This is a genomic window from Bradyrhizobium sp. USDA 376, assembly GCF_054063675.1.
In genome coordinates, this window is sequence record NZ_JBSSGN010000001.1 from 3,158,036 (window position 1) to 3,181,043 (window position 23,008).

The 23,008-nt window shown below is 64.1% G+C and carries 16 protein-coding genes and 1 pseudogene; 11 read left to right on the forward strand and 6 right to left on the reverse strand.

From position 1 onward, the window contains the following. Nucleotides 1-22: 22 nt before the first annotated feature. The 9 genes from urtA (at nucleotide 23) to ACVJ19_RS14850 (ending at nucleotide 11,150) form a co-directional block, all read left to right on the forward strand. On the forward strand, nucleotides 23-1,282 hold the full coding sequence (urtA, locus tag ACVJ19_RS14810; protein WP_283022320.1) for an urea ABC transporter substrate-binding protein: 1,260 nt from the start codon (nucleotides 23-25) through the stop codon (nucleotides 1,280-1,282). Between the two features lie 128 nt (nucleotides 1,283-1,410). Beyond that, a complete protein-coding gene (gene urtB / locus ACVJ19_RS14815; protein WP_453948503.1) occupies nucleotides 1,411-2,337 on the forward strand; it encodes an urea ABC transporter permease subunit UrtB in 927 nt (308 codons plus the stop codon). 17 nt (nucleotides 2,338-2,354) lie between these two features. Next, complete coding sequence (gene urtC, locus ACVJ19_RS14820; RefSeq protein ID WP_453948502.1) at nucleotides 2,355-3,497, forward strand: urea ABC transporter permease subunit UrtC; 1,143 nt, start codon at nucleotides 2,355-2,357, stop codon at nucleotides 3,495-3,497. Between the two features lie 10 nt (nucleotides 3,498-3,507). Continuing rightward, nucleotides 3,508-4,263 carry an urea ABC transporter ATP-binding protein UrtD gene (gene urtD, locus ACVJ19_RS14825; RefSeq protein WP_018644391.1) on the forward strand — a complete coding sequence of 252 codons (756 nt, stop codon included), beginning with the start codon at nucleotides 3,508-3,510 and terminating at the stop codon, nucleotides 4,261-4,263. A gap of 11 nt (nucleotides 4,264-4,274) precedes the next feature. Further along, nucleotides 4,275-4,964: an urea ABC transporter ATP-binding subunit UrtE gene (gene urtE, locus ACVJ19_RS14830; RefSeq protein ID WP_453948501.1), complete on the forward strand. Its 690-nt coding sequence runs from the start codon at nucleotides 4,275-4,277 to the stop codon at nucleotides 4,962-4,964. Between the two features lie 28 nt (nucleotides 4,965-4,992). Next, the gene (gene fmdA / locus ACVJ19_RS14835; protein ID WP_453948500.1) at nucleotides 4,993-6,222 is read left to right on the forward strand and encodes a formamidase; all 1,230 of its coding nucleotides are present in this window, start codon (nucleotides 4,993-4,995) and stop codon (nucleotides 6,220-6,222) included. Between the two features lie 114 nt (nucleotides 6,223-6,336). Beyond that, on the forward strand, nucleotides 6,337-6,714 hold the full coding sequence (locus tag ACVJ19_RS14840; protein ID WP_453948499.1) for an FmdB family zinc ribbon protein: 378 nt from the start codon (nucleotides 6,337-6,339) through the stop codon (nucleotides 6,712-6,714). 44 nt (nucleotides 6,715-6,758) lie between these two features. Beyond that, entirely contained in the window at nucleotides 6,759-7,799 is a 1,041-nt protein-coding gene (locus tag ACVJ19_RS14845; protein WP_453948498.1) for an aliphatic amidase, read from the forward strand. A 216-nt stretch (nucleotides 7,800-8,015) separates the two neighbouring features. Further along, entirely contained in the window at nucleotides 8,016-11,150 is a 3,135-nt protein-coding gene (locus ACVJ19_RS14850) for an autotransporter outer membrane beta-barrel domain-containing protein (RefSeq protein WP_453948497.1), read from the forward strand. Nucleotides 11,151-11,410: 260 nt separating this feature from the next. Here the strand turns inward: ACVJ19_RS14850 and ACVJ19_RS14855 are convergent, their stop codons facing one another. From ACVJ19_RS14855 to ACVJ19_RS14870, 4 genes and pseudogenes are all read right to left on the reverse strand, one after another. Continuing rightward, on the reverse strand, nucleotides 11,411-12,232 hold the full coding sequence (locus ACVJ19_RS14855) for an MlaD family protein (protein ID WP_453948496.1): 822 nt from the start codon (nucleotides 12,230-12,232) through the stop codon (nucleotides 11,411-11,413). Between the two features lie 172 nt (nucleotides 12,233-12,404). After that, nucleotides 12,405-14,622: pseudogene (locus tag ACVJ19_RS14860) on the reverse strand (acetate--CoA ligase family protein). A gap of 144 nt (nucleotides 14,623-14,766) precedes the next feature. Continuing rightward, nucleotides 14,767-15,336, reverse strand: a complete 570-nt coding sequence (locus tag ACVJ19_RS14865) for a class GN sortase (RefSeq protein ID WP_453948494.1) — start codon at nucleotides 15,334-15,336, stop codon at nucleotides 14,767-14,769. A gap of 92 nt (nucleotides 15,337-15,428) precedes the next feature. Beyond that, complete coding sequence (locus tag ACVJ19_RS14870; RefSeq protein WP_453948493.1) at nucleotides 15,429-17,693, reverse strand: marine proteobacterial sortase target protein; 2,265 nt, start codon at nucleotides 17,691-17,693, stop codon at nucleotides 15,429-15,431. A gap of 187 nt (nucleotides 17,694-17,880) precedes the next feature. Between ACVJ19_RS14870 and ACVJ19_RS14875 the strand changes: the two genes are divergently transcribed. Then, nucleotides 17,881-18,642 (forward strand): helix-turn-helix transcriptional regulator, encoded by a 762-nt coding sequence (locus ACVJ19_RS14875; protein ID WP_453948492.1) that lies wholly within the window; start codon nucleotides 17,881-17,883, stop codon nucleotides 18,640-18,642. 78 nt (nucleotides 18,643-18,720) lie between these two features. On the opposite strand, the gene ACVJ19_RS14880 is transcribed toward ACVJ19_RS14875, so the two are convergent. Both ACVJ19_RS14880 and ACVJ19_RS14885 read right to left on the reverse strand, forming a co-directional pair. Next, on the reverse strand, nucleotides 18,721-19,944 hold the full coding sequence (locus ACVJ19_RS14880; RefSeq protein ID WP_453948491.1) for an ABC transporter substrate-binding protein: 1,224 nt from the start codon (nucleotides 19,942-19,944) through the stop codon (nucleotides 18,721-18,723). A 74-nt stretch (nucleotides 19,945-20,018) separates the two neighbouring features. After that, the gene (locus tag ACVJ19_RS14885; protein ID WP_453948490.1) at nucleotides 20,019-21,569 is read right to left on the reverse strand and encodes an acyl-CoA synthetase; all 1,551 of its coding nucleotides are present in this window, start codon (nucleotides 21,567-21,569) and stop codon (nucleotides 20,019-20,021) included. A 266-nt stretch (nucleotides 21,570-21,835) separates the two neighbouring features. Here ACVJ19_RS14885 and ACVJ19_RS14890 point away from each other — a divergent pair, with 266 nt between their 5' ends. Continuing rightward, nucleotides 21,836-22,972 carry an acyl-CoA dehydrogenase family protein gene (locus tag ACVJ19_RS14890; RefSeq protein WP_453948489.1) on the forward strand — a complete coding sequence of 379 codons (1,137 nt, stop codon included), beginning with the start codon at nucleotides 21,836-21,838 and terminating at the stop codon, nucleotides 22,970-22,972. Nucleotides 22,973-23,008: the final 36 nt, after the last annotated feature.

Genomic DNA, 23,008 nt, shown 5'->3' on the forward strand with positions numbered 1-23,008 from the left:
CTCGAACAAAAGTGGGGTGCTCATGTCAGACGAAGCAAACAAGGGCCTGTTGTCGCCGCTCCGGCGCAAATTATTGATGGGAATGGCCGCCGTGCCGGCCATCACGATGCTGCCGCGGGCGTCCTTTGCGCAGGCTCCGGCGACCTCGGCGGTCAATACCACGGGTTTAGCTGTCACCGACACCGAGGTCACGGTCGGCATCCTGCATTCGGCCACCGGCACCATGGCGATCTCCGAGACCGGCTCGATCGAGGCCGAAAAGCTCGCCATCGAGCAGATCAACGCCATGGGCGGTGTGCTCGGGCGCAAGATCAAGTTCATCCAGGAAGACGGCGCCAGCGACTGGCCGACCTTCGCCGAGAAGGCCAAGAAGCTGCTGGTCAACGACAAGGTCGCGGCGATCATGGGCTGCTGGACCTCGGCCTCCCGCAAGGCGGTGCTGCCGGTCATGGAGCAGTACAACGGCATGCTCTATTACCCGACCTTCTATGAAGGCCTCGAGCAGTCCAAGAACGTGATCTACACCGGCCAGGAGGCGACCCAGCAGATCCTCGCCGGCCTGAACTGGATCGCCAAGGAGAAGGGCGCCAAGTCCTTCTTCTTCATCGGCTCCGATTACATCTGGCCGCGCACCTCGAACAAGATCGCGCGCAAGCACGTCGAGAACGTGCTGAAGGGCAAGGTCGTCGGCGAGGAGTACTACGCGCTCGGCTCGACCCAGTTCAACTCGGTCATCAACAAGATCAAGCTGACCAAGCCCGACGTGATCTTCACCGACGTCGTCGGCGGCTCCAACGTCGCCTTCTACAAGCAGCTCAAGGCCGCCGGCATCGACCTCGCCAAGCAGCCGCTGTTGACCATCTCGGTCACCGAGGACGAGATCGACGGCATCGGCGGTGAGAACATCGCGGGCGCCTATGCCTGCATGAAGTACTTCCAATCGCTCGACAATCCGAACAACAAGGCCTTCGTGCCGGCGTTCAAGAAGGCTTGGGGCGAGAAGACCGTGATCGGAGACGTCACCCAGGCTGCCTATCTCGGCCCCTGGCTGTGGAAGTTGACGGTCGAGAAGGCCGGCTCCTTCGACGTCGACAAGATCGCCGCGGCCTCGCCCGGTGTCGAGTTCAAGGGCGCGCCGGAAGGCTATGTGCGCATCCACGAGAACCATCACCTGTGGTCGAAGACCCGGGTGGGACGCGCCAAGCTCGATGGCCAGTTCGAGCTGATCTACGAGACCGCCGATCTCGTCGAGCCGGATCCGTTCCCGAAGGGCTATCAGTAAGTCGCGCTCTGGCGCGCCTTCCCACAAGACCAAGCCTCTCCCTGGCGTGGATCGCAAGTCCGCGCCCAAGACCCCCGCGTCGCGAACCTGCTCGCGACGCGGGGCCCTTTCCCCGACGGAGGACATCGATGTTCGGCGACTACTCGCTTGGTGACCTTGGCTCCATCTTCGTCATGCAGGGCTTTGCAGGACTGATCCTGTTCTCGGTCTACGTCCTGATGGCGCTCGGTCTTGCCATCATCTTCGGCCAGATGGGCGTCATCAACATGGCCCATGGCGAGTTCATGATCCTCGGGGCCTACGTCACCTGGATGACCTCCAACCTGTTCCAGACCTACATGCCGAGCCTGTTCGGCGGCTACTTCTTCCTCGCGATGATCCTGGCCTTCGTCGCCTCCGGTGCGCTGGGCATGTTGGTGGAATGGGTGCTGATACGGCATCTCTACAAGCGCCCGCTCGATACGCTGCTTGCGACCTGGGGCCTCAGCCTGATGCTGCAGCAGGCCTATCGCTCCGTGTTCGGCGCGCGTGAGGTCGGTGTCGAGCTGCCGCAATGGATGCTCGGCTCGCTGCACGTCACCGACAGCATCGAAGTGCCGATCAACGGCGTCTTCGTCATGTGCCTGACCGTCCTGATCACCATCGCCGTTGCCTATGTGATGTACAAATCGCGCTGGGGCCGCCAGGTGCGCGCCGTGGTGCAGAACCGCATCATGGCCGGCGCCGTCGGCATCAACACCGAGAAGGTCGACCGCTACACCTTCGGTCTCGGCTGCGGCATCGCCGGGATCGCCGGCAGCGCCTTCACCATGATCGGCTCGACCGGGCCGACCTCCGGACAGCTCTACATCGTCGATACGTTCCTGGTGGTCGTGTTCGGCGGCGCTGCCAGCCTGCTCGGCACCATCGCCTCGGCCTTCTCGATCTCGCAGACGCAATCGACCCTCGAGTTCTTCATGTCGGGCTCGATGGCCAAGGTGCTGACGCTGCTCGCCGTTGTCGGAATCCTGATGCTGCGGCCGCAGGGGCTGTTCGCCCTCAAGGTCCGCAAGTAAGAAATGGGGCTGATGTTATGACCGACAATCGGTTCTTCAATCGATCGGAGCTGATCGGAATTCTGGTGCTCGCGGTCTTTCTGGTGGTGGTGCTGCCGCTCACGCTGGATGTCTTCAGGCTCAACCTCGTCGCAAAATATCTGACCTATGCCTTCGTCGCGCTCGGTCTGGTGATCTGCTGGGGCTATGGCGGCATCTTGAGCCTCGGGCAGGGCGTGTTCTTCGGGCTCGGCGGCTACTGCATGGCGATGTTCCTCAAGCTCGAAGCGTCGAGCGTGGAGAACACCAAGATCCAGTCGACCCCCGGCATCCCCGACTTCATGGACTGGAATCAGATCACGGCGCTGCCGTTCTTCTGGAAGCCGTTCAACAGCCTCACCTTCACCATCGCCGCCATCATCCTCGTCCCCGGCATCTTCGCATTCATCATCGGCACCGCGATGTTCAAGCGCCGGGTCGGCGGCACCTACTTCGCCATCATCACCCAGGCCGTTGCGGCGATCATGACGATCCTGATCGTCGGACAGCAGGGCTACACCGGCGGCATCAACGGCATGACCGACCTGCGTACGCTGAAGGGATGGGACATCCGGCCCGACCACGCCAAGATCGTGCTGTACTTCTTCGAGGTCGGGTGCCTGTTCGTTTGCATCATGATCGCGCAGTTCGTCCGGCACTCCAAGCTCGGGCGCATCCTGGTCGCGATGCGGGAGAAGGAAGACCGCGTCCGTTTCTCCGGCTACAGCGTCGCGAACTTCAAGATCTTCGCCTTCTGCATCGCCGCCGTGTTCGCCGCGATCGGCGGCGCCATGTTCGCGCTCAATGTCGGCTTCATGTCACCGTCCTTCGTCGGCATCGTGCCCTCGATCGAGATGGTGATCTACACCGCGGTCGGCGGCCGGCTGTCGATCCTGGGCGCGATCTACGGCACGCTGCTGGTCAACTTCGCCAAGACCAGCCTGTCGGAAACCTTCCCCGAATTGTGGCTGTTCGGCCTCGGCGGCCTGTTCATCGCCGTGGTCCTGGCCTTCCCGAACGGTCTTGCCGGGATCTGGGGCGACTATGTGCAGCCGCGCATCGATCGGCTGATCGCCTCGCGCAAATCGAAACCCGATGGCTGGACCGACAGCTCGGTCGCCGACGGCGCGCCGGCGGAATGAGGAGATAATCATGCTCGTAGGACATCAGCCCAAGGAATTCCTGCTCGCCGTCGAAGCGCTGACCGTGTCGTTCGACGGGTTCAAGGCGGTCAACGATCTCTCCTTCTATGTCGACGAGAACGAGATCCGCGTCATCATCGGCCCCAACGGGGCCGGCAAGACCACGGTGCTCGACCTGATCTGCGGCAAGACCAAAGCAACGTCAGGCTCGATCCAGTTCCGCGGCAAGGAGCTGACGCGGATGAGGGAGAACGAGATCGTCAAGACCGGGGTGGGGCGCAAGTTCCAGAACCCGTCGATCTACGACGACCTCACCGTGTTCGAGAACCTGGAGATCTCCTATCCGCGTGGCCGTTCCGTGTTCGGCGCGCTGACCTTCACGCGCGACGCCGCCGTGCGCGACCGCGTGCACGAGGTCGCCGAGATGATCTTCCTCAAGGACCGGCTGCACATGAATGCCGATCTGCTCAGCCACGGCCAGAAGCAGTGGCTCGAGATCGGCATGCTGCTGATCCAGGACCCGGATCTCCTGATGCTGGACGAGCCTGTCGCCGGCATGAGCGTGTCCGAGCGCGCCAAGACGGCGGAGCTGCTCAACCGCATCATCAAGAACCGTTCGGTGCTGGTGATCGAGCACGACATGAAGTTCGTCGAGGACATCGCGCACAAGGTCACCGTGCTTCACCAGGGCCAGATCCTCTCCGAGGGCACCATGGAGAAAGTGAAGAACGATCCGAAGGTCGTTGAAGTTTACCTCGGCCACTAAGGAGCGCGCAGATGCTGGCAATTTCCGATCTTCACGTCGCCTACGGCCAGAGCGAGGTGCTGCACGGGCTCAACGTCAAGGTCGCGCCGAACGAGATCGTCGCGATCATGGGCCGCAACGGCATGGGCAAGACCACGCTGATGAAATCGCTGATGGGCATCCTGCCGACCAAGAGCGGCTCGGTGACCATGGACGGCGCGGAGCTTGGAGCCTTGCCGAGCTACGCGCGCGTCGCCAAGGGCCTCGCCTATGTACCGCAGGGCCGCATGATCTTCTCCACCATGACCGTGAAGGAGAACATCGAGACCGGTCTCGTCGTCTCCGGCGGATCGGAAGTGCCTGAAGACATCTACGAATTGTTTCCGGTGCTGCTGGAGATGAAGGGCCGCCGCGGCGGCAACCTCTCCGGCGGCCAGCAGCAGCAGCTCGCGATCGCCCGCGCGCTCGCGACCAAGCCGAAGGTGCTGCTGCTGGACGAGCCGACCGAAGGCATCCAGCCGTCGATCATCAAGGAGATGGCGCGCACCTTGAAGCGCATCCGCGACGAGAAGGGCCTCTCGATCGTCGTCTCCGAGCAGGTGCTGAGCTTCGCGCTCGATATCGCCGACCGCGTGCTGGTGATCGAGAACGGCGAGATCGTGCGTGACGATCCGCGCGACGCCGTCGATGCCGCGCAGGTCTCGAAATATCTGTCCGTCTAACCAACCGTAGTAAAAGGGGAGCATCTCGATGCCAGAGACACTGATCAAGGTCGATCTCACCAAGTCGGCTTACGAAAATGACATGGTGCACAACCGCTGGCACCCCGACATCCCGATCGTGGCCTGGGTCAATCCCGGCGACGACTTCATCATCGAGACCTATGACTGGACCGGCGGTTTCATCAAGAACAACGATTCCGCCGACGACGTGCGCGACATCGACCTGTCGATCGTGCACTTCCTGTCCGGCCCGATCGGCGTCAAGGGCGCGGAGCCCGGCGACCTCCTGGTCGTCGACCTGCTCGACGTCGGCCCGCTCAAGGAGAGCCTGTGGGGTTTCAACGGCTTCTTCTCCAAGCAGAATGGCGGCGGCTTTCTCACCGATCATTTTCCGCTGGCGCAGAAATCGATCTGGGACATCAAGGGTCTCTACACCTCGTCGCGCCACGTGCCCGGCGTCAATTTTGCCGGCCTGATCCATCCCGGCCTGATCGGCTGCCTGCCCGATCCGAAGATGCTGGACACCTGGAACAAGCGCGAGGCGGAGCTGATCTCGACCAACCCGACCCGCGTGCCCGGCCTTGCCAATCCACCGTTCGCGCCGACCGCCCATGGCGGCCGCGCCAAGGGTGACGCGAAAGCCAAGATCGGCGCGGAGGGCGCGCGCACGGTGCCGCCGCGCGAGCATGGCGGCAATTGCGACATCAAGGATCTCTCGCGCGGCTCGAAGATCTACTTCCCGGTCTACGTTCCGGGCGCGGGTCTCTCGATGGGCGACCTGCACTTCAGCCAGGGCGACGGCGAGATCACCTTCTGCGGCGCCATCGAAATGGCCGGCTGGCTGCATCTGAAGGTCGAGGTGATCAAGGACGGCATGTCGAAATACGGCATCAAGAATCCGATCTTCAAGCCGTCGCCGATCACGCCGAACTACAAGGACTATCTGATCTTCGAAGGCATTTCGGTGGATGAAGCCGGCAAGCAGCATTATCTCGACGTCCATATCGCCTATCGCCAGGCTTGCCTCAACGCCATCGAGTATCTGAAGAAGTTCGGCTACTCCGGCGCCCAGGCCTATTCGATCCTCGGCACCGCGCCGTGCCAGGGCCACATCTCCGGCGTGGTCGACGTGCCCAACGCCTGCGCCACGCTATGGTTGCCGACCGAGATCTTCGACTTCGACGTGATGCCGTCGGCGGCAGGGCCCATCAAGCACATCACCGGCGATATCCAGATGCCGATCTCGCCGGACAAATAATCGGTGCCCTCCCTCTCCCCGTTCTTACGGGGAGAGGGTCGGGGTGAGGGGCTGTCTCCGCACGAACGGTGGCAGCGAGGTGTGTTGAACAGGCAAGAGCGTGGGGATGATGCGATGCCGGTCTATGAATATCTCTGTGACGACTGCGGTCCCTTCAAGGACCTCCGCCCGATGGCGGAATGCGACGATCCGCAAAGCTGCCCGCGTTGCGAAACGATGGCGCCGCGGGTGATTCTGACCGCGCCGAATTTCTTCTGCATGCCGGCGGAGAAGCGCAAGGCGCACGCGGTCAACGAGCGCAGCACGCACGCGCCGCAGACGCTGGCGCAATACAAGGCCTCGCACGGCCCGGGCTGCGGCTGCTGCTCCTCGGGCAAGACCGTGAAGGACAAGAACGGGGCCGATAAGAAGAAGCCGGCACGGCTGATGACCCAGAGTAAGAGCGGCGCCAAAGGTTTTCCGACGGCGCGCCCCTGGATGATCAGCCACTAACCCACGCGATGACCTCAAACGAATAAAAGACAGGAGCGCTCAACATGCTTCACGGTGATATCTCCAGCAGCAACGACACGGTCGGCGTCGCGGTGGTGAACTACAAGATGCCTCGCCTGCACACCAAGGCCGAGGTGCTCGACAACGCCCGCAAGATCGCCGACATGATCGTCGGCATGAAGGTTGGCCTGCCCGGCATGGACCTCGTGATCTTCCCGGAATATTCCACGCAAGGGATCATGTACGACTCCAAGGAGATGTACGAGACGGCCTCCGTGGTGCCGGGCGAGGAAACCGCGATCTTCGCGGAGGCCTGCCGCAAGGCCAAGGTGTGGGGCGTGTTCTCCCTCACCGGCGAGCGCCACGAGGAGCATCCGCACAAGGCGCCCTACAACACCCTGATCCTGATGAACGACAAGGGCGAGATCGTGCAGAAGTACCGCAAGATCATGCCGTGGGTGCCGATCGAAGGCTGGTATCCCGGCAATTGCACCTATGTCTCCGAAGGCCCGAAGGGCCTGAAGGTCAGCCTGATTATCTGCGACGACGGCAATTATCCGGAGATCTGGCGTGACTGCGCCATGAAGGGCGCCGAGCTGATCGTGCGTTGCCAGGGCTATATGTATCCGGCCAAGGAGCAGCAGGTCATGATTTCCAAGGCCATGGCGTGGGCCAACAACGTCTATGTCGCGGTTGCCAATGCCGCCGGCTTCGACGGCGTCTATTCCTATTTCGGCCACTCCGCGATCATCGGCTTCGATGGCCGCACCCTCGGCGAGTGCGGCGAGGAGGACTACGGCATCCAGTATGCCCAGCTGTCGAAGCATCTGATCCGCGATGCGCGCCGCAACGGCCAGTCGCAGAACCATCTCTACAAGCTGGTCCACCGCGGCTACACCGGCATGATCAACTCCGGCGACAACCCACGCGGCGTCGCGGCGTGCCCGTATGATTTCTACAAGAACTGGATCAAAGACCCCGAAGGCACGCGCGACATGGTCGAGGCCATGACCCGCTCGACGCCAGGCACCGACGAGTGCCCGATCGAGGGCATCCCGAACGAGGCAGCGGCCAGCAATTACTGAGCCGTCGCGGATGTCGCGGGGGTGAGACTGGCGCGAACCCGGTCATGCGCAGAATGAGAACCTTTTGTCCGTGCAAAACCGTTGCGCGGTTGCAACATAGGGCTCGGATTCTGCTTCGGTTGTGTGCCAAACGGACGCATTTCGGCGGCCCGCAGTTTTGCGGGCCCGCGTCATGGCCTAAGTTCCCGGCGGAATTGCTGGGAATGGGGGTGTGGCGTGCAAGGCGAGGGGCCAGGGGGGCGGCAGGGTCGACTGCGCCGATCCGTTGCTGCGTCGCTAGTGAGCGTATCGGCGATCTGCGTTGGGCTCAGCCTTTGCGCGACGCCCGCCAACGCCCTTTGCACACCTGATCCGGCCACGACCGGGCAGACCGTCACCTGCAGCGGTACGGATGCGGACGGCTTCCAGGCCGGAGCCGGCGTCGACAGCCTCAATGTCAACGTGCTCTCCGGCGCGACCGTGAACGACAACGGGACGCTCTCGATCGGCGTCAACAATTCCAGCGTGGTCACCAACAACGGCACTCTGTCGGCTGGCTCGGGCCTGATCGGCATCGGCGCCGGAAATTCGAACACGGTGACCAACAACGGCACCATCACGGTGCTCGACAACGGCCTTGGCATCCTGGCGATCGATCACAATGTCGTCGCCAATGCCGGGACGATCACGACCGGTGACGCCGGCGTTGCGATTTCGGTCGGTGACAGCAATACCGTGACGAACAGCGGTGCGCTGTCGATCGGCGCATCGGGCGCGGGCGTCTTCGCAGGCCAGAACAACACCATCACCAACGCCGCGACGGGCACGATCACCGGCGTCGATGATTCGATCGGCATCTACGCGGTGGGCGGCGCGACCGTGACCAACGCCGGCGCTATCACCGTCGGCGATTCCACCGGTTTCTCCGGCGGCATTCTCGTGATCAGCAACAACAATACGGTCACCAACACCGCCACGGGCACGATCACGGTCGGGCAGAACGCCGCCGGCATCTTCATGCAAGGTGACGTTCAGACCGCCAGCAATTTCGGCACGATCACGGCTGGCGATTTCGGCGTCGGTATTTCCGTGCTGGGTGATGACTCGAAAATCACCAACGGCGGCACCATCAACGTGGGCGGCAGCGGATCAGCCGGCATTTCGATGCAGGGCGACAGGGCGACGATCAGCCAAAGTGGCGAGATCAATGTCGGCCTGGCTGGCGTGGGCATCGCCTATAACGGCTCGTCCTCCACGATTACCAACAACGGGCGGATCACGGGCGCTGATTCTGTCGAAGGCCTGTTCGTGATCGGCGATTCCAACACCATCACCAACGGCGGCACGATCACTGTCGGCGCGTTCGGCGTCGGCATCGACGTAAGCTCCTTCAGCACGACCAACCAGATCGTCAACACCGGCACCATCACCGTCGGCGCCAACGGCACGGGCATCATGCTGAGCGGCGGCGCCAGCCTCTTCAACTCGGGCACCATCAACGCCGGCGCCTCCGGTGCAGTTGCGATCGACTTCTGCGGCTGCGGCAACAACACGCTCACCCTTGGCCCCGGCAGCGTCATCAACGGCCAGGTGCTTGCATCCGGAACTGACACGTTCCAGCTCGGCGGCACCGGCAAGGATACGTTCAATCTCGACCTGATCGGCGTCGGGCTCCAGTACGACGGCTTCTCGACCTTCAACAAGATCGACAGCTCGACCTGGACCCTGACCGGCACCGGCAATCAGGATTGGAACGTGCTCGGCGGCACGCTTCTGCTCGCCGGCACCATCAACGGCACCGTGAACGTCGCGAGCGGCGGCACGCTCAGTGGCGTCGGCACGGTCGGCACGACCACCGTCAACGGCGGCACGCTGGCGCCGGGCAATCCGACCGGCACGCTTACCGTCTCCGGCGACCTCTCGTTCACCAGCGCGTCGAGCTACGTGGTGCGGCTCTCGGGCGCCAGCAACAGCCTTGCGGTTGTGACGGGAACGGCGACGCTCGGGGGGGCAACGGTCGTCGTGGTTCAGACCGGCTCGGTCGCGAAGCACTACACGATCCTGAGTGCGACGACGCTCCCCGACACGTTCAATCCGGTCGTCGCCGGGCTTCCGTCGAACCTGAAGGCCGTCCTGAGTTACAATACGAACAACGTCTTCCTGGATCTTTCGCTGAACTACGGCTCTGGCCTCAACGTCAACCAGCAGAACGTCGCCAATGCGCTGGCGAATTATTTCAACAGCACCGGCAGCCTTCCCGTGGCGCTCATCAATCTCTCGCCGGCCGGTCTGACGCAGGCTTCCGGCGAATCGGCGACGGGTTCTCAGCAGACGACCTTCAACGCGATGAATCTGTTCATCAATCTGCTGACCGACGTGTTCGGTTCGGGGCGCAGCGGTGCACCCGGCGCGACGCCGTATGCGGATGACGCGAGCGCAAATGCCTATGCCGCAACCGGCAAGAACGTGCGTGATCAGAGCGCGCGCGACGCCTTCGCCTCGATCTACCGCAAGGCGCCGGCTGCGACGTTCGAGCAGCGCTGGGACGTGTGGGCCGCCGGCTACGGCGGCTCGCAGACCACCGACGGCAACGCCGCCCTTGGCTCGAACAACACCAGCAGCAGCATCTACGGCACGGCCGTCGGCCTCGATTATCGCTTCTCGCCGTCGACGATCGCCGGTTTCGCGCTGGCCGGCGGCGGCACCGGCTTCAACGTCAACGGGCTCGGCTGGGGCCGCTCCGACCTGTTCCAGGCCGGCGCCTTCGTGCGGCACACGGCGGGACCTGCCTATATCACCGCGGCGCTCGCCTATGGCTGGCAGGACGTCACGACGAACCGCATCACCGTTGCCGGCACCGATCAGTTGCGTGCGCAGTTCAATGCCAATGCCTTCTCTGGCCGCGTCGAGGGTGGTTACCGCTACGCCACGCAGTGGATTGGCCTGACGCCCTATGCTGCGGCCCAGGCCACCCTGTTCAGCCTGCCGAACTATTCGGAGTTCGCGGTGGTCGGCAACAACGCCTTTGCGCTCAACTATGCCGCCAAGGACGTCACCAGCACCCGCACCGAGCTCGGCCTGCGCGCGGACAAGTCATTTGCGGCGGCCGGCGGCCTGATGACCCTGCGTGGCCGGCTCGCCTGGGCGCATGACTTCAATCCGGATCGCACTGTCGGCGCGGTGTTCCAGACGCTGCCGGGCGCGGCCTTTGTCGTGAACGGCGCCGCGCAGGCGGGCGATTCAGCGTTGACCACGGCGTCGGTGCAGATGAACTGGATGAACGGCTGGTCCGCATCGGCGACCTTCGAGGGCGAGTTCTCGAACGTCACGCGGTCCTATGCCGGCAAGGGCGTCGTGCGTTACGCGTGGTAGGCGCGTTGCTGTTCCTGCGGCCATCCTTCGAGACGCCCGCTTTAGGCGGGCTCCTCAGGATGAGGACAGAATGTGTGGCAGCAGTTTCAACGCGTACGGTGCAGCTTAGCCTCATCCTGAGGAGACCGCCACCGGGTCCGCGCAAAGCGCGGCCCGATGACAGGCTCCGCGGTCGTCTCGAAGGACGAGGCGCGCGGTCAGACGCTGCCATGAGTCATATGCGATTACCCTTCCTCTCGAGGCGAGGGTAAGAAGGAGCGTCACCGCTTCTGCGGCGCCGGCTGGCGCGGTGGGCGCGGCGGCACGGGCGTGCCGGCCATCTTGTTCGCGGTCTCGCTGACATCGAGCAGCGAGCGGCGGATGTCCTCGATATAGGTCGCCGATTTCTTCCGCATCATGTCGGCGAGCTCGTGCAGTCCCTGCACCTTCTCGAACAGCTCGTCGGCCTTGCCGTCGACGAAGCCGGGCACCACGTTTTCGATCTTGGTGACGGCCTTGTCGAATCCCGCAAAAGCGCTGTCGACCTTGACCATCACAGAATCGATCTCGCCGCCCTTGCTCCTGAGATCGGCGGTGGTGGCCTCGAATGTGCGGAGGCCCTCCTTGATCGCAGGGGCGTTGCTCACGATGGAGCGGTCGACACTGTGCAGGGTGTCGACGATGGATTCGGCGTCGCTGAGGTCGGCGGTCAGCACCGGGATGCCGTCCGCATCCAGCGGCACCGGCGGCGCGGAGGGCGCGCCTCCGATCAACGAGATCGCGGCAACGCCGGTGAGCCCCTGGAACTCGATGCCCGCCACGGTGTCCTTGCGGATCGGTGCGGCGTTGTCGAGCATCACCAGCGCCACGATCCTGCGCGGACTGTCCAGCTTGATCGACAGGATCTGGCCGGCGGGCACGCCGTCGAAATTGACCGGGCCGCCGCGACGCAGGCCGCTGGCGGAACCGCCCTCGAACGCCACGCGCAACTGGCTGCGGCTCTGGTTGGTGCGCCATTTCTGTACGCCGAGCACGCCGCCGAACGCCACGGCGATCACCGTCAGCGTCGCCGTTCCGATCACAAGATTGCTCGCGCGTGCCATGAGGCTGAGTCTACGGCCAAAGCGGGGAAGTTGGAAGCAGGCCGCGATGGTACATCGGGCGGGTTAACGACTTGTCCGCCGAAGCTCGCAGAGCGAAGGCGGAAGCGTAACCCACCGTTTCTGTTCGCCCGCCGCGTGGATTGGCGGATTACGCTAATCCGCCCTACACGTCTCAATGTCCCGCCGCGCGCTTTGCCGCAGCATTGTTCAGCACGATCAGGGCATCGACGGCCACGCCCGTCCTGGTGTTGATCAGGAACGGGTTGATGTCGATCGACGCGATCCGGTCCCCGGCATCCGCGATCAGATTGGAGAGGCCGGCCAGCGCCTTCACCGCGGAGGCCTCGTGCAAGGCCGGCTTGCCGCGATAGCCGCGCATCTTGATGCCGGCCTTGGTGCGGCCGATCAGGAGCCGCGCCTCGGCTTCGTCCAGCGGCGCGCCGGCGAGGGCCACGTCCTTCATCAGCTCGATGTCGATGCCCCCGGTGCCAAACAGCACGACCGGACCCATCTCCGCGTCGAGCGAGGCGCCGACCACGAGCTCGAGATCGGCCTTGACCTGCTGCGCGATCAGGATGCCGTCGAGCTTCGGTTTGCCCCTAAGCTTCCTCACCCGCGCAGTGATGTCGGTGAATGCCTTCCTCACGTCAGCCGCGCTGTTGAGGTTCAGCACCACGCCGCCGATGTCGGACTTGTGCAGGATCTCGGCGCTGACCACTTTCGCGACGACCGCGAAAACCGATCTGCTGGGCGATGTTCACCGCGTCCGCCGCCGTCTGCGCGATCGCTTCCTTCGAGATCGGAATGCCATAGGCCTTCAGCAGCTTCTTCGAGGTGACCTCGTCGAGTGCGGCACCGTTCGCCGACTTCAGCGCCTTTTCCAGCACGGCCCGCGCGGCCGGCTTCGAGCTCGAGACGATGTCGGGCACTTCTTTCCGCAGCTTCGCATAGGCGAGCAGCGACTTGATCGCGGTCACCGCGCGGTCCATGCCCTGCATCACCGCGAGATGTGGGAGCGATTTGCGCAAGGTCTTGGTGAACTCAGTGAAGCCGATGGACATCGCGCTGATGTAGATCACGGGCTTTGAGGCCCGGCTCGCCATCTCGTTGACGATGCGCAAATTGCGCTCGCGCACCTCGTGCGGCGCCTTGGGCAGCTCGGCATCGACGATGACGATGTCGATGTCAGGGTCGTCGATCATCAGCTTGATCGACTTCATGTAGACGGAGGGATCGACCACCGCGGCAAAGCCGGCGTCGAGCGGATTGCCGACGATCGAGCCCGGCCCGAGCATCTTTGCCAGTTCCGCGCTGACATGCGGGCTCAGCGGCGCGAAGTTCAGGCCTTCCGCATAGAACGCGTCGATCAGCATGCCGCGCTTGCCGCCGGACAGCGTGACCGCGGCGAGCCGGTCGCCTTTGGGCACCGCTGCGTGAACGAAGCATTCGGTGGTCTCGATCAGCTCGTCGAGGCCGCCGACCCGGATCACGCCTTCACGCGTGGCGACGGCGTCGAACGTCTCGATCGATCCTGCCAGCGCGCCGGTGTGTGCCATCGCCGCGGCGCGGCCGCCCTCGGATGCGCCGAGCTTGAGCGCGATCACGGGCTTGCTGGCGGCGCGCGCCGCCTTGCAGGCATCGCGGAACGCCTTGGTGTTGCGCACACCTTCGAGATAGACGACGATCACCCTGATGCTCGGATCTTCGGCGAAATAGCGCATCAAATCCGGCGTCTCGAGCCCGGCCTCGTTGCCTGTCGTCACCATATAGCCGACACCGACGCCGCGATCCTCCAGCGCCTGGCGGATCGCCATGACGATGGCGCCGGATTGCCCGGCGATCGCCACCGCGCCCTGTTCCATGGTGACGACGCGGTCGTCGATATTGGTGAAGAGCTTTTCGCCGGCGCTCAAATTACCGAGACAATTGGGCCCGGTGACCGCAAGTCCCGTCTCGCGCACCGCCGCCTGCAATTCGGCGGCGAGCCTCTGGCTCTCGTCATCTTGCAATTCGCTGAAGCCGGAGGTGACGATGGTGGCCGAGCGCGCGCCGGCCGCAGCGGCGTCGCGGATCACCTGCACGGCGAAGCGTGCCGGTACCAGCACCAGCACGTGGTCGGGCTTTTCGGGAAGGCTCGTAAAATCCTTGTAGCAGGTGACGCCCCAGATGCTCTCGCGCTTGGCGTTGACTGGATAGAGCCCGCCCTCGAAATCGTATTTGACCAGATTGTTCCAGATGCGCTCGGCATAATTTCCGGGCTTGTCGGTCGCGCCCACCAGCACGATGTTGCGCGGGTGCAGCATGGCGTGGATACGCTTGACGATGTCGCTGGCATCGGGCGGCGGAGACCATGGACGGGACGCGGACGCTGCAGACACATGGGCTTCCATGGCGTTGACCTCACCTGTTGTTCTTATTTGGTGGCGCGTCACTCTGTTCTATGGCGAGTTCTTCGGAGTGGCAACCATGTGAGTTTCATGCCGTGTGGTGGAATGAGTGTCGCGTCGGCGCGTCTCGCCGGCCCGGTGCGCGATTTATCTATCGGCTTCAATCAATGTTGCATGCAGGACGTAGCGCTCGGGGCCGGAGGTGACGGCGTCGAATGGCCAGCAGGTCGCGAGAATGAGCTCGAATCCCCGTGCCGTGGCGTCGATGCCGGATGCATCGAAACGGACCACGGCCGAGGAATCCGCGCGATAGCGAAAATGTCGACCGTCGCTGCGTGTGACATCGATGACGTCACCCATGGCAACGTTCCGCAGGAAGCGGAAATGAGTGTCGCGATGCGCGGCGTAGACAGCAATCCCGCGTTCGCCCGCATCGGCCGTGTGCTGGATATGGCCGGGTCCGAAAGCGAGCGCCTGTCCGCTCGCGCCTTCCAGCACGATGGCGCTGGCGCCTATCCGCTTGACCTCGATCCGCGCGACCGGCCAGGTGTCGGCCCACGACCACGGCTTCACCGCCTGTCCCGTCGCAATGCTTCGGTCGAACGCCCGCTCCAGCAGGACCTGCGCCAGCCATGCCTTGGCGTGGATGTAGGCGCCGTCACCGAACAGGATGAGGCCGATCAGCGCCAATACCAGGGGAGAGATGAGGCGGGGCATTGTTTCCATGCTCGTCAAAAAAGGCGCGCGCGGCCGTTTGTTCGGGACGGGCAGCCGCGCGCGCTAACAGAGGAGTTCGGGGAGCTCCTCTCTCAAGCGGCGTCGGTGAGCAAGGGCCGACGCCGGTTGAACACGAACAGGACCAGGGCGAGAACGATCAGGATGAAGCCTGCGATCATCTTCAGCTCGGCCGAGGTTGCAGTCTTGGGCAGGCGGATCGCATCGGGAGCGGCGGGTGTCGGCCGTCGCGTCGCCGGCTGATTGCGCGCATCGGCATGACGTTCGCGCAGCTCTGTCGGCGTCAGATGCGGCCGTTCGCCGAACACTTTCTCGAAATCCCAGCCGGCCGGCAGGTTGATCGGCAGGTCGCTGAGCTTGAGCGGTTCGCCCTCGGGCCGGCTCGGCGTCTTGTCGACCGCGACGAGGCTGGTGAGTCGCGTGACGATCTGATGGTCGAGCGCCAGTGTCAGGATCGCCTTGTCGGAGTCATCCGGCGTCATCTCGCGCAGGGTGCGCGCCACCTCCGCATCGCCGATCTTGCGCTGGGCCCAGAGCTTTGACAGGCCGTTGCCTTCGGCGGCATTTTGCAGCAGCAGCGTCACCGACCACGGACGGTCGCCGACGCGGCCCTTGATCTCGAGCGAGCCGGCGAGCTTGTCGAGCCTGGCCGCCAGCACCAGCGGCTCGTCGCGATAGACGTCGGGAATGATCGCCGGGGTGATGTCGGCCCGGGCGTCCGAGAATTTTGCGCTGAGGCCGGTCACGGCCGGGTTCTCCAGCTTGGCGAACAGGCCGCGCATGCGCTCCTCGACCTGTTCGACGGAGCCGATATGGGTGAAGGCGCCGCGGCCGAGCTCGGCGGCGCGGGTCATCAGGTAGGTATTGGGCGCGGACCCGATGCCGACCATGAACACGCGCGAGCGGCCGCGCATCGCCGTGATGGTCTCGAACAATTGCTGCTCGTTGCCGATCGCGCCGTCGGTCAGGAACACGACCTGGCGGACCATGTTGCTGTCGGCGAGCTTGTCGGTCAGCGCGGCGCGCATCGCCGGCACCATCTCGGTGCCGCCGCGCGCCTGCAACGCGCCGACGAACGATGTCGCTTCACCGACATGGGCGGCGTCCGCCGGCACCGGGGCCGGAAACAGCACGTCCATGGTGTCGTCGAAACGGATCACGTTGAAGCGGTCATTCGGCTGCAGACGGCCGAGGGCGTAGAGCAGGCTCGCCTTGGCCTGAACGATGGAGATGCCACCCATCGAACCGGAATTGTCGATCACGAACACGACCTCGCGCGGCAGTGGCTTCTGCGTCGCCTGCTCGGCGCTCGGCGGGGTGACGAAGGCGAGCAGGTAATCGGCATCGCCGACATGCTCGCGGAACAGGCCGACCGACGGCGCCTTCTCGGCAGCCGGTTTCCAGGTCAGCTCGAAATCGCGGTCGGCGGGGACAGCGCCGTCGGCGAGCGTGATGATGCGTGTCGCGTTGTCAGGGCTTTCCGTCTTGACGTTATGGTGGTGACTCCTGACCTCGCCGAGCGCAAAGCCTGCCTTCAGGCGCACCGTGATGCTGGTCGGATTGACCGGCGCATTCTTGGCGGGATCCAGCACCGGCGGCGAGATGCGGTCGCGATCCGGCACCGGCTCTGACGTCGTCGTGCCCCAGCCGGAGCCGTCCTTGCGAAAGTCCACGCTCTGCACGATCGGCGCCGGATTGTAGCGCGGGGCGACCACCAGCGGCAGGCGCAGCGAATATTCATTGCCGGATTGATGCACCGGCTCCTGATATTCGATCTGCACCAGCAGGGTCTCGCCGGGGCCGATATTGGCGACCGAGTTGGTGAAGATGTTGGGCCGCTCCTGCTCGGTCAGCGCGGCCTTGTGGCCGGCGCTGCGCGCCTGCTCGTAGATTATGCGGGCCTGCTGCCGCTCCTTGATGTCGCCGACGATGACGCGGTCGCCGACCACCATCTTCAGCGTATCGACGGCACCATTGGCTGCGAGCGGATAGACATAGGTGGCTTCGACCCAGTCTTTGGTCGGATTGCGGAACACCTGGGTGATGCGGGCGCGCAGCGTCGGGCCCGATACCGTGATGTCGACATCGGTGCCGAGGCGGATCGCCTCGGTATAGGCGCCGTCCTCTTTCAGCAGCAGGCTGCCCGACTTGGCGTCGCCGGGCTGGAGCAGGCTGGCCTGTTCGGTCGTTGCCGACCAACCCGTCCCGAAGCTCACCAGCAGGGCCACAAAGGCGACCAGCATCACCGCGATGCTCTGCGCGAGAAGGAATAATCCGACCTTGATCAGCCGCCCCAGCAGGGGGTGTTCGTCGCTGTCGGCTGCGTCGTAGGTGTCCATTTGGCCTGCTCCCGAAGCATGTTTGCTGGCCTTCAGCATCCGTCGGGAGGGGCCGATTTCGCGAGCAGAATGATCGGCAATGTTCCGCCGCCGCCGGCCCGGGCAGGCGGCCGCCGGGGCGGCCATGTGCGGTTTTGTGCTGGTTTGTCCGCCCTGCTAGGATGGCACTCCCAGGGCAGGGTTGACGATGCAGACGCAGGCCGACAAGCAGCTTTCAGACGAGCAGAGCCGCGAGATCGCGGAGACCATTCGCGAGGAACTGGCCAGACGCCGAATCTCCCGGCAGGCGCTGGCCGAGCAGGCCAAGCTCAGTCTGTCGACGCTGGAGAAGGTCTTAGGCGGCCGCCGGCCGTTCACGCTGGCAACGACGGTCCGGCTGGAGCAGGCGCTGGGCGTGTCCTTGCGCAAGAGCGCCGTCGTGGTGGCGCCTCCGGCCGCAAACGACGTCGCGCCCGACAGCCTCGGCTCCTATGCGCATCGTGCGGTGACCTGGCTCGAGGACGTCTACATCACGTTGCGGCCGTCCTTCGGCGACAAGGACGCGATCTTCGCCTACCGCACCGAGATCGTCTGGGAGCCCAAGGTCTCATCGCTGGTCTTCCGTGAGGGCGAGCGGACGGATACCGCCTATGAGCACACCGGCGAGGTCGCCGTTCCGCATCAGTCCGGCTTCATCTACCTCGTCATCATCAAGCACGGCCAGCATCGCGTGATCACGGTGTCGCGGCCGACGGTCGCCGGCGAGATGTACGGCATCATCTCGACGCTCCGCGCCGGCCCCGGCTCGCAGCTGACGCCGATTGCGGCACCAATCGCCTATGTGCCGATCAGGAACATTCCGAAGCCGTCGTTGGGACGGGTTGCGCCCGACGACGCCAATTATGAGCTGTACCGAAAGCACCTGCGCCGCACGGTGGAAGAGCCGTTCGCGCTCTTTCTGCCGGCATAGGTTCATCTCGAGGGGCATGGATAAAGAGATGGCGGCCACTCGGCCGCCATCTCCCGTGCGCGGACCTTTCGTCGCGAGCTAGCCGCTCGGCTCTGCGCTGATGATGTCGCCGAACAGCTCCCACTGGCCCTTCTTGAACCGCCACATCTTGAGCTGCTCGATCGGCGCGAAGTCGGTGGCGGAGGTGTTGATCTTGATGCCCGGGATCAGCGTGTCGGGGACGAAGTCCTTCAGGCTGGCAGCCTGCTTCATCACGTTGTCGCGGGTCAGATTGTCGCCGGCCTGTTTCAGCACCTGAACCATCGTCTGGGCCGCGGCATAGGCGTAAACCAGATTGGCGTCGGAGATGTTTGCGCCGGGCATGTACTTGTCGATGAAGGTCATGAACTTCTTCATGCCCTCGTCGTCCTTCCACTGCGGATCCGATGCATCCTTCAGGTAGCCGGCCGACAGCACGCCCTCGGACGCCTCGAGGCCGGCCGGCTTCATCACCGCGCCGATCGACACCGAAACGTCAGTCATCAGGTGCATCGGCCTCCATTCCAGCTCCGCGATCTTCTTGATGGCCTGGGCCGCGAATTTCGGCGTCGCGATGTTGACGAAGACATCGGCGCCGGTGCCCTTGAGCTTGACGATATGGGCGTCGATCGACGGCTCCGACGTCTCGTAGCTCTCTTCGGCGACGATCAGCTTCGAGGCCTTGTCGCCGAACACGTCCTTGATGCCGGCGACGTAATCCTTGCCGAAATCGTCGTTGGCATAGAAGATCGCAACCTTGGCGTCCGGCTTCTCCTTCAGGATGTATTTTGCGAAGATCTGTGCCTCGACCCGGTAGCTGGGCTGGAAGCCCATGGTCCATGGAAAATTCTTCGGGTCATTCCACTTGCTGGCGCCGGTGGCGAGGAACAGTTGCGGCACCTTCTTGGTGTTGTGATATTTCTGCACGGCGGTCTGGGTCGGCGTGCCCAGCGCGTTGAACACCAGGAACACCTCGTCGCTCTCGATCAGCTTGCGGACCTGCTCCACGGTCTTGGGCGGCGAATAGCCGTCGTCATAGGAAATCCAGTTGATCTTGCGGCCGTTGATGCCGCCCTGGTCGTTGATCATCTTGAAGTAGGCTTCCTCGGTCTTGCCGATGATCCCGTAGGCGGAGGCAGGACCCGAATAGGCCTCGACATTGCCGATCTTGATCTCGGTGTCGGTGACGCCGGTGTCGTATTTCTTTTGCGCCTGGGCGCCCTGGGTCGAGAGCAGTGTCAGGGCCGCCGCCGCGGCGAGCAGGGAGAGTTTCTTGTTCTTCATGGAAATTCCTTGGGGTTTCTTGTTGGTTGGGGCAGGCACTTCAAAACAAAAGCGCCCTGCAAGGGGCGCTTCGATCAGGCGTTGGCGACTTTCCTGTCGACCTCCGAGGCGACGGAGAATTCCTTGCGCAAGGTCGGCTTGTGGATCTTGCCGGTGGCGTTGCGCGGTAACGCATCGACGAAGTGGATCTGGCGTGGACATTTGAAGCGCGCCAGATTGGCCGCGCAATGCGCGAATACATCCGCCTCGCTCAGCCGCTCACCCTGTTTGACCGCGACGATGGCAAGGCCGACCTCGCCCCATTGCGGATCGGGAATGCCGATCACGGCGGCCTCCGCGATCGCGCTGAGCTGGTGCAGGACGTTCTCGACCTCGGCCGGATAGACGTTCTCGCCGCCGGAGATGTACATGTCCTTCCAGCGATCGACGATGTAGTAGAAGCCCTCCTCGTCGACGCGCGTGGCGTCGCCCGTGTGCAGCCAGCCGTCGGTGAAGGAGGTCTTGTTTGCCTCCGGCCTGTTCCAGTAGCCCGGCGTAATGTTCGGCCCCCTGACCCAGAGCTCGCCGAGCTCACCGATATCGGCCTCGCTGCCGTCGGGCCGCACGATGCGCACCTCCGTGTGCAGCACGGGCTTGCCGGCGGAGCCTGCCTTTCGTGCCGCATCCTCGCGGTCGAGCACCAGCACGGCCGGCGAGGTCTCGGTCATGCCGTAGCCCTGCTGCAGCGCGACGCCGCGCGCCTCCCACACCTTCAGCAGCGGCACCGGCATCGGTGCGCCGCCGACGCCGCCCACGATCAGCCGGCTGAGATCGGTCGTCGCGAAGGCGGGATGCTGCGCCATGAACTGGTAGATCGCAGGCACGCCGAAGAACACGTTGATGCCCTGCGCGGGATCGTTGATCAGGCCGAGCGCCGTGCCGGGATCGAAGGCGCGCATGATCATCACCGTGCCGCCGGCATGCAGCACCGGATTGGTGTAGCAATTCAGCCCACCGGTATGGAACAGCGGCAGCACGGTGAGCAGCACGGATGACGGCCCGATGCAGGCGGGGCCGCCGAGATTGACGCAATTCCAGAAGGTCATGCCGTGGGTGATGGTCGCGCCCTTCGGATGTCCCGTGGTGCCCGACGTGTACATGATGGTCGAGACGTCATCGAGCGTGACCTCCTCGATCGGGTCGAGCGGTTTTGCGGCGGCGATGCCGGCCTCATAGGTGCCGCCCGGGCCAAGCAGCAGGCTGGTCGCAACGTTGCAGAGCTTTGCGACGCTGAGCGCCGTCTCGGCCAGATCGGTGTCGTGGATCATCACCTTCGGCGCGCAGTCGGCGGTGATGAACTGGAGCTCGGGGACCGTGAGGCGGGTGTTCAGCGGCACGAAGATCGCACCTAACCGGCCGCAGGCGAACTGCACCTCCAGCGTATCGGTCGTGTTCAGTGCCAGCACGGCGACCCGGTCGCCGCGCGAGACTTTCAGCGTGTGACGCAGGAACGAGGCGAGGCGCGAGACGCGGGCGTCGAGCTGCGAATAGCTGAAGCGGCGTTCGCTCGCGAGGTCGATGAGCGCGACCTTGCCGGGCGTGCGGCGGCCATGGTGGGCGATCCAGTCGTAGTAACGAACGGCCAAAAAATCCCTCCCTCGGCGGTCTTGTCCGCCTATATCCTCTTGCCGGGCACCATGCCCGGCGTGGCCGCGAGGGCCAGCCGGAGTTTGTGCACCACGTCTTTTTTGATTTGGAGTTGGCCTGCGAGAGATGAAAATCGTCTTGCGTTGAGTTGCTGGGTCTTGGCCAGCCGTGGAGCGGTTCCTCCGGTCAGCCACTCTGCGCAAGTGAACGGCAAATGTTCCAGCCATGGTGGGCGAGACGAATCCGCCAACAGGGCGAGACTGCGATGAAGAGCCCCTTTTATACCGCCGAGCACGACGCATTCCGCGACGTCATGCGACGCTTTGTCGAGAAGGAGATCGCCCCGTTCGCCCATGAATGGGACGAGGCCGGCGAATTCCCGCGCGCGCTCTATCGCAAGGCGGCCGAAATCGGCCTGCTGGGGCTCGGATTCCCCGAGGAATATGGCGGCATCGCCGCCGACCAGTTCATGAAGATCGTCGCCAGCCAGGAATTGGCGAGCGCCGGCGCTGGCGGCATCAGTGCCAGTCTGATGAGCCACACCATCGGCTCGCCGCCGATCGCCCGTGCGGCGCGACCCGAGGTGAAGTCGCGTGTGCTGCCGCAGGTGCTGTCGGGCGAGAAAATCTCAGCGCTCGCGATCACCGAGCCGGGCGGCGGCTCCGATGTCGCGAACCTCCGCACCAGGGCGCGGCGCGACGGCGATCACTACGTCGTGAGCGGCGAGAAGACGTTCATCACCTCGGGCGTGCGCGCCGATTACCTGACCGTTGCGGTGCGCACGGGCGGCGAGGGTGCCGGCGGTGTCAGCCTGCTCCTGATCGAGGGCGATACACCCGGCCTGTCGCGAACGAAGTTGAAGAAGATGGGCTGGTGGGCCTCCGACACGGCGACTCTGCATTTCGACGACTGCCGCGTGCCGGCCGAGAACCTGATCGGCGAGGAAGGTCAGGGCTTCAAGATCATCATGCAGAATTTCAACAGCGAGCGCATGGGCATGGCGGCGAGCTGCACCGCCTTCGCGAGGGTCTGCCTCGACGAGGCCATTGCCTATGCCAAGGAACGCAAGACCTTCGGCAAGCTGCTCGCCCAGCATCAGGTCATCAGGCACAAGATCGTCGACATGGCGCAGAAGGTCGCGGCAAGCCAAGCGATGCTGGAAATGCTGGCCTGGCGGCTGGAGCAGGGCGAGAGCCCGGTCGCCGAGATCTGCATGATGAAGAACCAGGCGACGCAGACCATGGCGTTCTGCGCCTCGGAAGCCGTGCAGATTTTCGGCGGCGCGGGCTTCATGCGCGGCATCAAGGCCGAGCGCATCTATCGCGAGGTCAAGGTCAACGCCATCGGCGGCGGCACCGAGGAGATCATGAAGGATCTGGCGTCGCGGCAGATGGGATTGTGAAAGTATATGCGTCGTCCCGGGGCGCGCGTAGCGCGA

Bases quoted from the DNA above. Each gene is read 5' to 3' on its own strand.
- urtA (WP_283022320.1), top strand. From the start codon at position 23: ATGTCAGACGAAGCAAACAAGGGCCTGTTGTCGCCGCTCCGGCGCAAA.
- urtB (WP_453948503.1), top strand. From the start codon at position 1,411: ATGTTCGGCGACTACTCGCTTGGTGACCTTGGCTCCATCTTCGTCATG.
- urtC (WP_453948502.1), top strand. From the start codon at position 2,355: ATGACCGACAATCGGTTCTTCAATCGATCGGAGCTGATCGGAATTCTG.
- urtD (WP_018644391.1), top strand. From the start codon at position 3,508: ATGCTCGTAGGACATCAGCCCAAGGAATTCCTGCTCGCCGTCGAAGCG.
- urtE (WP_453948501.1), top strand. From the start codon at position 4,275: ATGCTGGCAATTTCCGATCTTCACGTCGCCTACGGCCAGAGCGAGGTG.
- fmdA (WP_453948500.1), top strand. From the start codon at position 4,993: ATGCCAGAGACACTGATCAAGGTCGATCTCACCAAGTCGGCTTACGAA.
- ACVJ19_RS14840 (WP_453948499.1), top strand. From the start codon at position 6,337: ATGCCGGTCTATGAATATCTCTGTGACGACTGCGGTCCCTTCAAGGAC.
- ACVJ19_RS14845 (WP_453948498.1), top strand. From the start codon at position 6,759: ATGCTTCACGGTGATATCTCCAGCAGCAACGACACGGTCGGCGTCGCG.
- ACVJ19_RS14855 (WP_453948496.1), bottom strand. From the start codon at position 12,232: ATGGCACGCGCGAGCAATCTTGTGATCGGAACGGCGACGCTGACGGTG.
- ACVJ19_RS14865 (WP_453948494.1), bottom strand. From the start codon at position 15,336: ATGCCCCGCCTCATCTCTCCCCTGGTATTGGCGCTGATCGGCCTCATC.
- ACVJ19_RS14870 (WP_453948493.1), bottom strand. From the start codon at position 17,693: ATGGACACCTACGACGCAGCCGACAGCGACGAACACCCCCTGCTGGGG.
- ACVJ19_RS14875 (WP_453948492.1), top strand. From the start codon at position 17,881: ATGCAGACGCAGGCCGACAAGCAGCTTTCAGACGAGCAGAGCCGCGAG.
- ACVJ19_RS14880 (WP_453948491.1), bottom strand. From the start codon at position 19,944: ATGAAGAACAAGAAACTCTCCCTGCTCGCCGCGGCGGCGGCCCTGACA.
- ACVJ19_RS14890 (WP_453948489.1), top strand. From the start codon at position 21,836: ATGAAGAGCCCCTTTTATACCGCCGAGCACGACGCATTCCGCGACGTC.